This is a genomic window from Nocardiopsis sp. CA-288880 (assembly GCF_050955985.1).
GTDB lineage: Bacteria > Actinomycetota > Actinomycetes > Streptosporangiales > Streptosporangiaceae > Nocardiopsis > Nocardiopsis tropica.
Genome location: NZ_CP192105.1, coordinates 712,530 through 725,793, shown reverse-complemented (window position 1 = coordinate 725,793; position 13,264 = coordinate 712,530). Strand labels below are relative to the sequence as shown.

Here is a 13,264-nt window from a genome sequence, read left to right as displayed (position 1 = left end):
CCGCCGGTGTCCCCCGATGATGCCGGGTGAACACTCAACCGCGGATAACGGTGCCGCCGCGAGTTGGGTGACGTCGGGTCCCGAAAAGCGTAGGGTCCCAGGACAGCGGTGTTTCGACGGCGACCTCGCCGGTGTGTCCCGCCCGGGGGTACGGGTGGGTCAACCGTGAGAGCAGGGGGCACGATGCCTAACTCCGGGCAGCTGCACTGGGACTCCAGGGACGGCAGGGTCGCCGCGGTCGCGGCCGCCGTCGCCTACAGCCTGTGGACGCTGGAAGTCGTCCTCCCCGGCGGCGGAACAGCCGCCCAGGGCGCGCTGGCGGACCCGGACGCGGCCTTCGGCCGCTTCCTGGACAGCGCGCACCGCGTGGCCGCCATCCTGGTGGTGGTCGCCGCCGCGCTGGGGCTGGCCCTGGGAGCCAGGGAAACCGTCCCGTGGCTCACGGTCTCGTGGTGGTCCATGGCGGTGTTCGGCGCCGCCTCGCTGGTGGCGGCGGTGCTGCCCGGGCGGTGCGTGGTGGCCACCGACGCGGCGTGCGCGGCGGAGTCGCTGGCGGAGGGGGCGGGCGGCGCGACCGCGGCCCAGGGCGCGTTCGCCCTGGTCGCCATCCTCGCCGCCCTGGTCGGGGTCGCGGCGCTGGCGGTGGACCGGTACCGGGCCGGGGACCGGGCGTGGCCGCTCGTCGCGGTCGTGGCGGTGCTCCAGGCGGTGGCCGCCGTCGCCGTCCTGGTCCTGGCCGTCCGGGTGTACGGGGCGGCGGCCGGGGACGGCCCCGGCGCCGCCCCCGGCCTGCTGGAGCGCGCCCACCTGGTGACGGTCGCGCTGTGGCTGCTCGCCGCCGGGCTCCTGCGCGGCCCGTGGAGGCGCACCGGACCCGCCCGGCCCGCGGACCTCAGCCCGTGACGGCGTCGCGCAGCGCCTCCGGGAGGGGTCGCTCGTGCACCACGTGCAGTGTGCTGACCGCCCGGGTGAGCACCACGTAGAGCCGGTTCACGCCCCGTTCCTCCGCGTCGACCACCGCGGCGGGCTCGGCGACCACGACGGCGTCGAACTCCAGGCCCTTGGCGAGGGACGCGGGCACGGCCACCAGGCGGCTCGCGTCCGGCCCGGCGCCGTCCTCCCCGAGCAGCGGTACGGTCAGGCCCTCGGCGGCGAGGTCCGCCCTCAACGCGGCGAGGCCGGCGTCGGCGGCGATGAGCCCGACGGAGCCCTCCCCCTCCAGTGCGGCGCGGCACGCGTCCGCCACGGCCGCCGCCAGCCCTCCGGCCGCCGGGGTGACGCGGAGCGACCCGGGTGAGCGGCGCACCGCCACCGGGGCGCCGAGCCCGGGGGCGATGGCGGGCAGGAGCCGGGCCGCGAAGTCGATGATCTGGGCCGGGACGCGGTACCCGCGGTCCAGGACCCTGAGGTGGCCGGTGGGCTTGCCGAGGTGTTCCAGGAGCGTGGACCAGTTCGCGGCGGCCGAGGGGCTGGTGCCCTGGGCGATGTCGCCGAGGACCGTGAGCGAGCCCGAGGCGCAGCGGCGGCCCACGGCGCGGCACTGCATCGGGCTCAGGTCCTGCGCCTCGTCCACCACGATGTGGCCGAGGCCGGCGGGACGCCCGATCAGGGCGCAGGCCTCGTCGATGAGCGCCAGGTCCTCCTCCGACCAGCGGGCGCTCCGGGGGCCGCGGGGCCGCCCCGGGAGGAGGACGGCGGCCTGCTCCTCCGGGCTCAGGAGGCCGTCGGCGGCACGGGCGAGCCGTTCGGGGTCGGTGAGCAGGCCGAGCACGAGCTTGACCGGGTCGGCCTTGGGCCACATGGCGGTGACCGCGGACCGCACGGCCGGATCGCGGCGCACCTGCGCGTGGGTGCGGTCGTCGCACGCCTCCCCCTCGCCCTCCATGAGGGTCAGGACGGCGTGGGCGATGCGGTGGGAGAGGAGTTCCCGCCCGGAGCCGTAGGCGACGCCCCGCTCGGCGAGCTCGTCCAGGAGCGGGCGCAGGTCCTCCGGGTACAGGCGCCAGCGGCGCGAACCGCGGCGGACCATGACGGCCTCCTCCGGGGTGCGCAGGTGGGACCACAGGTCGCGGCGCAGGACCTCGGCCATGCGCGCCCGGCCCTTGACCCGGGCGGCGGCGGGCTCCTCGACCCGTCCGACCCACCCGGCCGCGGGGCGGGAGCGCTCGGGCAGGTCGCGGGTGAGCAGCTCGGTGACGGTGGTCTGGTGGACGTCGACCTCGCCGAGCGCGGGCAGGACGTCGTGGATGTAGGAGAGGAAGGAGCGGTTGGGCCCGATGATGGCCACACCGCTGCGGGACAGCCGTTCGCGCTCCGTGTAGAGGAGGAAGGCGATGCGGTGCAGGCCCACCGCGGTCTTGCCGGTGCCGGGCGCCCCCTGGACGCACAGGGTGGTGCCGAGCGGTGCGCGGACGAGGTCGTCCTGCTCGGGCTGGATGGTGGCGACGATGTCGCGCATGGGGCCGGTGCGGGGGCGCTCGATCTCCGCGTTCAGGAGCTCGCCCCCACCCCGGCCGGTCCCGGGCGGGACGTCGGTCAGCGCCTCGTCCTCGAAGGCGGTGAGCAGCGCCTCGGGTTCGGCCTCCGGTCCCGGGGTGACGGTGGTGAAGCCGTAGCGGCGCCGGACCCGGACGGACATTCGGTCCTGGGGCGAGGCCCGGTAGTAGGCGACGCAGATCGGGGCGCGCCAGTCCAGGACCATGGGGCGTCCGGACCTGTCGTGGATGTGGCGGCGGCCGATCTGGACGCGGTCGGCGTCGGCGGAGCCGTCCGGGGCGGGGGCGCCGCCGGGGTCGTCGTCGAAGAAGACGGTGCCGGGGTCGAAGTCGAGGCGGCCGAAGAAGAGGGGCGCGCCCGGCACCTCGGCCAGGGCGGCGAGGCGCCGCTCGCGGCCGCGCCGGAGGGCCGCGTTGGTGACCTTGTCGTTGACGACGTCGCCCAGCACGAGTTCGCTGCCGGCGACCTCCTCGCGCATCCGCCGCAGGGCCTCGCGGGCGGCGGTGAGCCGGTCGCGTTCGGCCTGGAGCGCGTCGTTCGAGGGCACGGAGGGATCGGTGGTGGTCATACGAAGACCTCGGGAGGTTCGGCGGGACGGTGGCGCGGCGACGCGCGTGCGCTGGTCCCGCCCCGGGGCCGGTGAGGGGCCCGGTTCGTTCCGATCCTTGAGAGCGCACGACACCCGGTGAAGGGGCGCGGCCGAAAAGAGAGACCACACTAACCCGCCGTCCGGCCCCGGCCAAACCGGCCTCCCCGCCCCAGGCCCGCCGGAAACACCGAGGGGCGTGCCAGGGTCCTGCAGGAGGAGACAAGCCGCGAGCGAGGAACGAGCGACAGGCGCAGACGACGACGAAGGCCCCTGGCTTCCGACGCCCCAAGGCCGCGCAGCGAGCCCGCGAGCCCGCCGGAAGCACCGAGGGACGCGCCGGACCCCTGCAGGAGGAGACAAGCCGCGAGCGAGGAACGAGCGACAGGCGCAGACGACGACGAAGGGGGCCGGCCTACAGCGTCCCGAGGCCGCGCAGCGAGCCCGCGAGCCCGCCGGAAACACCGAGGGACGCGCCGGACCCCTGCAGGAGGAGACAAGCCGCGAGCGAGGAACGAGCGACAGGCGCAGACGACGACGAAGGGGGCCGGCCTACAGCGTCCCGAGGCCGCGCAGCGAGCCCGCGAGCCCGCCGGAAACACCGAGGGACGCGCCGGACCCCTGCAGGAGGAGACAAGCCGCGAGCGAGGAACGAGCGACAGGCGCAGACGACGACGAAGGGGGCCGGCCTACAGCGTCCCGAGGCCGCGCAGCGAGCCCGCGAGCTCGCCGGAAGCACCGTCAGGTCTTGCGCAGCCGCACCCGCCGGACGCGGTGGTCGTCCCCCTTGTAAAGGATGAGGGTGGCCCGCCCCCGCGTCGGGCGGATGTTCTCGACGAGGTTGACCTCGTTGATGGTGCGCCAGGTGTTGGCGGCGAACTCCAGGGCCTCCTCCTCGCGGATGGTGGTGGCCATGTGGTGGAAGTAGGAGCGGGGGTCGGAGAACGCGGTCCGCCGCAGTTCGCGGAAGCGGTCGAGGTACCAGTTGCGGATGTTCTCGACCTTGGCGTCGACGTAGATGGAGTAGTCGAAGAAGTCGGCCACGGCCAGGCGTCCCGCGGTGGCGGGCTGGAGGACGTTGATGCCCTCGACGATGAGGATGTCGGGGCGGTGCACGGACTGCCGTTCGCCCGGGACGATGTCGTAGTTCAGGTGGGAGTAGACGGGGATATCGATGCGGTCGGCCCCGGCCTTCATCTCCGACACGAAGCGCACGAGCGCGCGGCGGTCGTAGCTCTCCGGGAAGCCCTTGCGCCGCATGAGCCCCCGCGACTCCAGGACGGAGTTGGGGTACAGGAAGTTGTCGGTGCTGACCAGTTCCACGTTCGGGTGGTTGGGCCACTGCGCGAGGAGGGAGCGCAGGAGCCGCGCCGTGGTGGACTTGCCCACGGCGACGCTGCCCGCGACGCCGATGATGAACGGCGCCGGGCGGTCCGCCTCGCCGAGGAAGGCGCGGACGGCGGCGTGCCGCTGCTGGGTCGCGCCCACGTAGAGGTTCAGCAGGCGCGACATCGGCAGGTAGACGTCCCGCACGTCCTCCAGGGAGGTGGGGTCGGTGGTACCGCGGAGCTCTGCCAGGTCGGCCTCTGTCAGGGAGAGGGGTGTGGAGGCCCGCAGGGCCGCCCAGGCCGCCCGGTCCAGCTCCACGTACGGTGAGGAGAGGCCGTTCTTCGTCGTGTGAGACACGAATGACCACCCTAGACGAGGAGGTCGTCCGGATTCGGCAGCCGGTCCCCACTAGTCCCGAACCGGGGCGGAACGTGCCCGAAACCACACGTTCACGGTGGTGTCCCCCAAGGTTTTTCCGTGGGTCGCGAGCCGGGGGAAATCGGTTCCACTCGGCGCCCCCGCATGCCCCCCACCTGCGTGGTATGGCCCCCATGCACCAAATGGTCTATACCGCCACCTGCGAAAACAACCAGTGGTATGGGCAGGTGGTTGGTCGATCCCGCGTCCTTTTTCGCCTACGCTGGCGGCCATGTGCGGAATCGTTGGCTACGTCGGGCCGCAACCGGCGCTTCAGGTCGTCGTGGACGGCCTCGCAAGGTTGGAGTACCGCGGATATGACTCCGCGGGTGTGGCGGTGCTGGGCGACGGCGCCCTGCGCACGGAGAAGCGCGCGGGCAAGCTCGCCAACCTGCGCCGGGCCCTGGAGGAGCGGCCGATCTCCGGCGAGGGGGCCGGCATCGGGCACACGCGTTGGGCCACCCACGGTGCCCCGAACGACGTCAACGCCCACCCCCACGTGGACAACGGCGGCCGTGTCGCGATCGTCCACAACGGCATCATCGAGAACTTCGCTGCGCTCCGCCTGGAGCTGGAGGAGCAGGGCTGCAAGTTCCTCTCCGAGACCGACACCGAGGTGACCGCGCACCTGCTCAGCACCGAGCTGGCCGAGCGCGGCGACGGGGACCTGCCCGCGGCGATGCGCGCGGTGTGCAAGCGGCTGGAGGGCGCTTTCACCCTGGTCGCGACGTCCGTGGACGACCCCGACCTGGTGGTGGCCGCCCGTCGCAACTCGCCGCTGGTCGTCGGCCGCGGCGTGGGCGAGAACTTCCTGGCGAGCGACGTGGCCGCGTTCATCGCGCACACCCGCGAGGCGGTCGAGCTGGGCCAGGACCAGGTGGTCGAGCTGCGGCCGGACTCCGTGGTCGTCACCGACTACGAGGGCAACCCCGTCGAGGTCCGCGAGTACCACGTCGACTGGGACGCGTCCGCCGCCGAGAAGGGCGGCTACGACTACTTCATGCTCAAGGAGATCGTCGAGCAGCCGCGCGCGGTGGCCGACACGCTCCTGGGCCGCCTGTCGGTCGACGGTCTGCTGACCCTGGACGAGATGCGGCTGACCCCGGAGGACCTGCGCTCCGTCGAGAAGATCGTCATCATCGCCTGCGGGACCTCGTACCACGCGGGCCTGATCGCCAAGTACGCCATCGAGCACTGGTGCCGCATCCCGTGCGAGGTCGAGGTGGCCAGCGAGTTCCGCTACCGCGACCCGATCCTGGACCAGCAGACCCTGGTCATCGCGATCTCCCAGTCCGGCGAGAGCATGGACACCCTGATGGCGGTCCGCTACGCCCGGGAGCAGCGCGCCCGCGTGCTGGCGATCTGCAACGTGAACGGGTCGACCATCCCCCGCGAGTCCGACGGCGTCCTGTACACGCACGCCGGTCCCGAGGTCGGGGTGGCCGCCACCAAGACCTTCATGACCCAGCTGATCGCCTGCTACCTCGTCGGCCTGTACCTGGCCCAGGTGCGCGGGCTGAAGTTCGGCGACGAGATCACGGCGGTCATCGCCCAGCTCGCCACCATGCCGGAGCAGGTCGACAAGGTCCTGCGGACGGTGGAGCCGGTCCGCGAGCTGGCCCGCTCGCTCTCCGACGCCGACACGGTGCTGTTCCTGGGACGCCACGTGGGCTACCCGGTGGCGATGGAGGGCGCGCTCAAGCTCAAGGAGCTGGCGTACATGCACGCCGAGGCGTTCGCGGCCGGCGAGCTCAAGCACGGCCCGATCGCGCTGATCGAGGACGGCCTGCCGGTCGTCGTCGTGGTGCCCTCCCCGAAGGGCCGCAGCGTGCTGCACGACAAGATCGTGTCGAACATCCAGGAGGTGCGCGCCCGCGGCGCCCGCACCATCGTGATCGCCGAGGAGGGCGACGAGGCGGTGCGCCCGTACTCGGACGTGCTCATCGAGATCCCGGCGGTGCCGACCCTGCTCCAGCCGGTCGTCGCGACGATCCCGATGCAGGTGTTCGCGTGCGAGCTGGCCCTGGCCAAGGGCAACGACGTGGACCAGCCGCGCAACCTGGCCAAGAGCGTCACGGTCGAGTAGGGGGACATCCCTCCTGGGGGGCGCTTCCGGCACGGCCGCCGGGGGCGCCCCCTTCGCGTGCGGCGGCCGGCCGCCGGGGCGCCCGCCGAAGGGGCCGGTTCAGCGCAGGGCGCCGGGCGGGTGTCCGTGGCGGGGCGCCGCGTGGGCGGCGACCGCCGCGGCGACGCCGTCGTGGGTCGCCAGGACGTCGCGCAGGCCCAGGACGTCGAGGATCCGCGAGAGCTGGCGGGTGGGCCCTGCCAGGAGGAGGTGGTGCTGGGCCCTCGTGGCTCCGCGCAGTGCGCGGACGAGCATGTTGACGCCGGAGGCGTCGATGAACTCCACCGCGGACAGGTCGACGACGACGCAGCCGTCCGCCGTGGCCGCGGTGATCCGGGCGAGCGCCCTCTCCGCGGTGGCGATGTCGATCTCACCGGTCAGTCCGACGACGGTGGTGGTCCCGTCGCAGAGGAACTGGTCCTGTTCCGTGTCCAGCACGGCCACGCCTCGCTCCCGGGATGGGGTGTGGGAAAGTCCTGTCACGACGCGGTCGGTCAAATACCGACATGCGTTGACAGCCTACTCTTCCCGGGCGGCTCCGCCGCGTCGTCCACAGCTCCCGAGGCACCGCGACCGCGCGGTTCCGGGGTGTGTCAGTCCTCGCCGCCGCACACGGCCCAGACGACCTTGCCGCCGCGGCCGAGCGGGTTCCAGCCCCATTCGCGGCTGAACGCCGCGACCAGTCCGAGGCCGCGGCCGGACTCGGCGAAGTGGTGCGCGTCCATCTTGACCGGCGCCTTGGCGCTCTCGTCGGCGACCATGCACAGGATCCCGCCGCGCTCGGCCAGGCGGCGCAGTTCGACCACCACCGGAACGCCCGCGGGGTCCCCCTCCCCTGCCACGGCGTGGCGGCAGGAGTTGCCGACGAGCTCGGAGACGATCAGCCGGACGTCCTCCCGCACGTCCTCGGCGCCCCACTCCTCCAGGACGGACGCGGCGAAGGCGCGTGCCCGGCGGACCGAGCCGGGGACGGAGCCGAACGCCCTGGCGGCGCCCTCCTGGGACCGGGAGGCCTGGCCGACGGCGAGGCGGCACGGCGGGTGGTTCCACCAGGACGGGAGGTCGTCCGACGCCTCCGCGAGGGAGGGACGACTCCAGGACGGCCCGGAGTCCAGCTCCGAGGACACCAGCTCTGCGTTCATCACGGTCCTCACGAGTGTGATGGCGGGTTCGCGCGGACTTGCCTGACGCGACCCCCTGTGGCTTACATCTGTAAGACACGGATGCACGTGCAGTTCAACGTCCGGGCAAGACTATAGGACGAACGACCCTTATTGGTAGATCCTCGTCAAAGAATTCCCACACGGGGACGCGCGTTTACTCCAAGCCCAGAAGAGGCGCTTAGGCCACGAACCAATCCCTCCTCGCCCCTGTCCGCAACCTCGGACGCGTGGGTATACTGAGCGGTCGCTACGGGCCAAAGCCGCTACACAGGAGGCGATGTGGTCGCCGATCACGCAACGAATCTCCAGGTCACTCAAGATTTTCTGGCCAATTCCAGTGGTGGCCCCACCGTCCTCCGCATTCTCCTCGGAACCCAGCTCCGGCGGCTCCGCCAGGAGAAGGGCATTTCGCGGCACGACGCCGGATACGCCATCCGGGCCTCCCACGCCAAGATCAGCCGCATGGAGCTCGGCCAGGTCAGCTTCAAGCGCCGGGACGTGGACGACCTCCTCCAGCTCTACGGGGTGGACGACCCCCAGCAGCGCGAGGCCCTCCTCGGCCTGATCTCCAGCGCCAACGCCCAGGGCTGGTGGCACAAGTACGGCGACGTGCTGCCCCAGTGGTTCGGCGTCTACGTCGGCCTGGAGGAGTCCGCCTCGATCATCCGCACCTACGAGGTCCAGTTCGTCCCGGGGCTGCTCCAGAGCGAGGACTACGCCCGCTCGGTCATCCGGCTGTCCCGGACGGCCACCTCCGAGGAGGACGTCGACAGCCGGGTGATGATGCGCATGCACCGCCAGCGCAGATTCGTGGAACCCCAGGCCCCACGCCTGTGGGCCGTGATCGACGAGGCCGTCCTGCACCGCCCCTACGGCGACGCCGAGGTGATGCGCGGCCAGGTCGAGCACCTGATCGAGATGGCCCGGCGCCCCAACATCACCATCCAGATCGCGACCTTCGCGATGGGCGGGCACCCCGCCGCGGGCGGCCCGTTCAGCATCCTGCGGTTCCCCACCCCGCAGCTGCCCGACGTGGTCTACCTGGAGCAGCTGAGCAGCGCCCTGTACTTCGACAAGTACGAGGACACCAACCGCTACTCCCAGACGATGGACCACCTCGCCACCCAGGCGCCGCCGCCCACCGCCACCGAGGAGATCCTCCGCGGCTTCCTGGAGCGCTACCCCTGACCCCCCTCCCCGCACACTCCGCCGCACGCCCGGTCGCTCTCAGCGCCCGGGCGTTCGCTTTGCGCACCCGGACCGGGTTCCCGGCCGACCGGCTTCGGCCACGAGTGGAGAACGATCCGGCCCCGGCGAACCGCGCGCCCCTCCCCCGCGTTAGGCGTGACGTGCGGTTTCGGACCCGAATCACCCGCCGTCCTTGCATAGGTACTTACGGACGTAATCACCAATGCACGTGCATGAGCTACGCTCTGACTCGCACCGGGACGAAACAACCCACCACGGGACGGTTCGCCCCGACAGGGCGTCCCACCGCAAGGCGGGCCCGGTGGCGAGACACGACGGGCGCGGTGAAGGATCTACCGCGTGTGGACAGATCCCCGCTCACGAGTCCCCCCGAAGTTCCAGGAGGTTGAGATGCATCCGATCTACAACGGCGTTCCCGCGAGCCGGCTGCCCAAGGTCGTCTGGACCAAGAGCAGCTGGAGCAATCCGGACGGGAACTGCGTCGAGGTCGCCGCGCTCCCGGACGGGGACATCGCCGTGCGCAACTCCCGCGACCCCCAGGGGCCGGCGCTCGTGTACACCCCCGCCGAGATCGAGGCCTTCGTCCGGGGCGCCAAGACCGGTGACTTCGACTCCCTCCTGAGGTGACACCGCACCGGAGGGCCGCGAACCCCTCGCCGCGCCCCTGACCTCCTCCGTCCCCCGCCCCCGGTCCCCCGCGACCGCCCCACCGAGACCAGCCCCGGAAGACGTCCGCGCCGATGGCCCCCGTGACCACCCCGGTTCACGGGGGGCCTCTCCGTCCACGGCGCGGACGCACGCGGAGCCCGGCACCACGATGTGGTGCCGGGCTCCGTCGCGTCCGGCCGGGGCCGCCGGCGCGGCCCGCCCCAGGGACGCTCCAATTCCCCTGGGACGGGACGCCGCCGGCCGCACCGGGCCTCCGCGGTCCTTCCGATGCCCTGTGCTCGGGCCACGCTCCGCGGACGGGCGGTTCCTACAGGCGGGTGGGGTCCACCAGACCACCGCTCCCGCCGACGGGCGGCGCCTCCCACGGGAAGTGGGTGGCGCCCAGGGCGGGCTTGAGGTCGAACAGCCACGCCGCCTTCTCGTCGTACTTGGCGAAGAAGGGGCGGCCGACCAGCTCCGGGTCCCGGGCCTGGATGAAGCGCAGGACGAAGACCTTCTCGCCCGCCACCTCCGCCACGCCGTCCACGCAGACCTTGCCCGGCGTCGCCGACATCGAGGGCCCCCGCACCGTGCGGGCCAGTCCGGACACCTTGGTGTAGGCGCCGCGGAAGATCTCGTAGGCCTCGGCGAGCGGGACCGCGAAGTAGTCCTGGGGACCGGTGTCGCGCTCCACGAACATGTAGTACGGGACCATCCCGTGCCGCAGGTGGGTGCGCCACATGCTCTCCCACACGGCGGGGTCGTCGTTGATCGTGCGGATCAGCGGCGCCTGCGTGCGGATGACCGCCCCGGTCGAGCGGACGCGGCGGACCGCCTCCTGGACCAGCTCGGGACGCATCTCGTTCGGGTGCGAGAAGTGGGCCATGAACGCGAGGTTCTTGCCCGACGCGACGACCTTCTCGAAGAGGCGCAGGGTGTCGTCGGCGTCCGGGTCGGTGACGAAGCGCTGCGGCCAGTAGGCCAGCGCCTTCGTGCCGATGCGGATGGCCTCCAGGTGCTCGATCTCCAGCAGCGGCTCGATGTAGCGGGAGATCACCCCCTCGCCCATGATCATCGGGTCGCCGCCGGTGAACAGCACGCTGGTGACCTCGGGGTGCGTGCGGACGTAGTCGACCAGCTGGTCGATCTCGCTCGACGCGAACTTCAGGTCGGCGTCGCCGACGAACTGGGCCCAGCGGAAGCAGTACGTGCAGTACGCGTGACAGGTCTGCCCCTGCTTGGGGAAGAAGAGCACGGTCTCCTTGTACTTGTGCTGGACGCCGGGGATGGGCTCCTCGTCGTCCGTCTTCGGCACGTTGAGGTCCATCTGTCCCGCCGGGTGCGGGTTCAGACTCGCCCTGATCCGGTTGGCCGCCTCGTTGAGCTCCTTGCGCGGGGCGCCGGAACGCAGCAGGTCGGACATCCTGGACACGTCGGCCGGGGGCAGCATGTCGGCTTGCGGGAAGACCAGCCGGTAGATCGGATCGTCCGGAGCGGCATCCCAGTCGATCAACTCGTCGACGACGTAGCTGTTGACGCGGAACGGCAGCACCGTGGCCACCGCCTGCACCGCGAGCCGCTCATCGGCGGCGAGACCGGCTCGCGCGGTGAGCTCGTCGAGGTGTTTCGTCGTGTAGGCACGAAACCGACGTCCGGCGGACGGGGACTGTGCCACGTCTGGCGTAACGCTCACGCTTCTCCTCTCCTGTGTGTGTGCAGGGCCGCCCCCGGGCAATCGGGCAGCCCTGATCCGGCGGCTCCGGCGCGGGTGCACCGGTCGACCTCCGAAACGGGATCCAGTGTGGTTGTCCTACGCTCTCGGAGCGTGATGAGGCCCTGAGCCAGCGAGCGGATATACCCGGATTAGGGCTTTTGTACCCATCTCACTCCAAGTCCAGCCCTGACCAGGACATACGGGAAGTATCCTCGCATGAGTGGACGAACGGGCCTTACGGCGTCGCCCCGGGAGCGAACCGGTAGCGTGGCACCACACCCTCGCGCGACCCCGGCCCCCACGTGCCCTCCGGCGCCGCCGGAACAACGGGACCTGCGCGCACAGTGCGGAACGCCCACCACGACCCGTGAGGGAAGCACCGAGTTGACTGGTACATCCGACGCGGAAGCGCCCGCCCCTTCCCGCACCTCTCCGCCGATCATCGCCGTGGACGCCATGGGCGGTGACAACGCGCCCTCGGAGATCGTGAAGGGCGCCGTCATGGCCGTCCGCGAACTCGGGCTCCGCGTGCTCCTCGTGGGCAGGCGCACCGAGATCGCCTCCCTCCTCGCCGAGGAGGGCGCCCTGCGGGACATCCCCGTCGTCCACGCCGAGGACAACCTGGCCATGCACGAGGGCGCCCTCGCCAGCTGGCGCCGCCCCCGCTCCAGCGCGGCCGTCTCCTGCCGCCTCATCCGGCGCGGCGACGCCGACGCCCTCGTCTCCGCGGGCTCCACCGGCGGCATCGTCGCGACGTCCACCGTCCGCCTGCGCACCCAGCCCGGCGTCCTGCGCCCCGCCCTCGCCGTGACGCTCCCCACCGGCGAGACGCCGACGATCATGGTGGACGCCGGGGCCAACGCCGACGCCAAGCCCGAGATGCTCGTCCAGTTCGCCCACCTGGGCTGCGCCTACGCCCAGACCGCCTTCGGCGTGCGCCGTCCGCGCGTGGGCCTGCTGACCATCGGGTCCGAGCCGGGCAAGGGCAACAAGCTCGTCCGCAGGGCCACCGAGCTGCTGTCCGCGACGTCGGAGGGCTCCCCCTCCATGGACTTCCGCGGCAACATCGAGGGCCACGACCTCCTCGCCCGCAAGGTCGACGTGGTGGTCACCGACGGCCACACCGGCAACGTCGCCCTCAAGTCCGTGGAGGGCACCGCCGCCTTCGCCATGGACCTCGTCCGCGACGCGCTGACCTCCACCGCCGCGGCCAAGGCCGGGGCCCTGCTCCAGCGCAAGGCGCTCCGCCGCCTGCGCGAACGGCTCGACAGCGAGACCTACGGCGGCGCCGCCCTCCTCGGCCTCAACGGAACCGTGGTCATCGCCCACGGCGACAGCCGGGCCAAGGGCGTCGCCCGGGCCTGCCAGCTGGCGCACGACCTGGCCGGCGGCCGCATCGGCGAGCAGATCCGCCGCCGGGTGCACCAGCGCTCCTCCAACTGGCTCCACCGCCTGGCCCAGTCCGAGGCCCCGCCCGCGTCCCCTCCCGGCGCCCTGCCGCCGGCCCCGGAGGGCCGCTGAGCGGGATCCGGACCGGCCCGCGCGCCCCGCTCCCGGGCGCGGGAGCGGACCGCGTG

General features: G+C 72.3%; 10 protein-coding genes. 5 read left to right on the top strand and 5 right to left on the bottom strand.

Annotated elements, in window-relative coordinates; translation table 11 throughout:
• The first annotated feature begins 183 nt into the window (after positions 1–183).
• Positions 184–903, top strand: coding sequence for a DUF998 domain-containing protein (locus tag ACQPYD_RS03290; protein ID WP_433699718.1), 720 nt, complete (start codon positions 184–186; stop codon positions 901–903).
• Here ACQPYD_RS03290 and ACQPYD_RS03285 read toward each other — a convergent pair.
• Positions 893–3,064, bottom strand: coding sequence for a HelD family protein (locus ACQPYD_RS03285; protein WP_433699717.1), 2,172 nt, complete (start codon positions 3,062–3,064; stop codon positions 893–895). The two genes, ACQPYD_RS03290 and ACQPYD_RS03285, sit on opposite strands and share 11 nt — an antisense overlap.
• A gap of 759 nt (positions 3,065–3,823) precedes the next feature.
• Positions 3,824–4,729, bottom strand: coding sequence for a type I pantothenate kinase (gene coaA, locus ACQPYD_RS03280; RefSeq protein ID WP_267950234.1), 906 nt, complete (start codon positions 4,727–4,729; stop codon positions 3,824–3,826).
• 331 nt (positions 4,730–5,060) lie between these two features.
• Here coaA and glmS point away from each other — a divergent pair, with 331 nt between their 5' ends.
• Positions 5,061–6,914: a glutamine--fructose-6-phosphate transaminase (isomerizing) gene (gene glmS / locus ACQPYD_RS03275; protein ID WP_433699716.1), complete on the top strand. Its 1,854-nt coding sequence runs from the start codon at positions 5,061–5,063 to the stop codon at positions 6,912–6,914.
• 99 nt (positions 6,915–7,013) lie between these two features.
• Here glmS and ACQPYD_RS03270 read toward each other — a convergent pair whose 3' ends face one another.
• Positions 7,014–7,397: an STAS domain-containing protein gene (locus ACQPYD_RS03270; protein ID WP_330159852.1), complete on the bottom strand. Its 384-nt coding sequence runs from the start codon at positions 7,395–7,397 to the stop codon at positions 7,014–7,016.
• Between the two features lie 149 nt (positions 7,398–7,546).
• The gene (locus ACQPYD_RS03265) at positions 7,547–8,095 is read right to left on the bottom strand and encodes an ATP-binding protein (RefSeq protein WP_433699715.1); all 549 of its coding nucleotides are present in this window, start codon (positions 8,093–8,095) and stop codon (positions 7,547–7,549) included.
• 300 nt (positions 8,096–8,395) lie between these two features.
• Here ACQPYD_RS03265 and ACQPYD_RS03260 point away from each other — a divergent pair, with 300 nt between their 5' ends.
• Positions 8,396–9,304 carry a helix-turn-helix domain-containing protein gene (locus ACQPYD_RS03260; RefSeq protein ID WP_267947977.1) on the top strand — a complete coding sequence of 303 codons (909 nt, stop codon included), beginning with the start codon at positions 8,396–8,398 and terminating at the stop codon, positions 9,302–9,304.
• Between the two features lie 411 nt (positions 9,305–9,715).
• A complete protein-coding gene (locus ACQPYD_RS03255; RefSeq protein WP_433699714.1) occupies positions 9,716–9,952 on the top strand; it encodes a DUF397 domain-containing protein in 237 nt (78 codons plus the stop codon).
• A gap of 349 nt (positions 9,953–10,301) precedes the next feature.
• Here the strand turns inward: ACQPYD_RS03255 and ACQPYD_RS03250 are convergent, their stop codons facing one another.
• Positions 10,302–11,648, bottom strand: coding sequence for a KamA family radical SAM protein (locus ACQPYD_RS03250; protein ID WP_433701931.1), 1,347 nt, complete (start codon positions 11,646–11,648; stop codon positions 10,302–10,304).
• Between the two features lie 423 nt (positions 11,649–12,071).
• On the opposite strand from ACQPYD_RS03250, the gene plsX reads away from it, so the two are divergent.
• Positions 12,072–13,208, top strand: a complete 1,137-nt coding sequence (plsX, locus tag ACQPYD_RS03245) for a phosphate acyltransferase PlsX (protein WP_433699713.1) — start codon at positions 12,072–12,074, stop codon at positions 13,206–13,208.
• Positions 13,209–13,264: the final 56 nt, after the last annotated feature.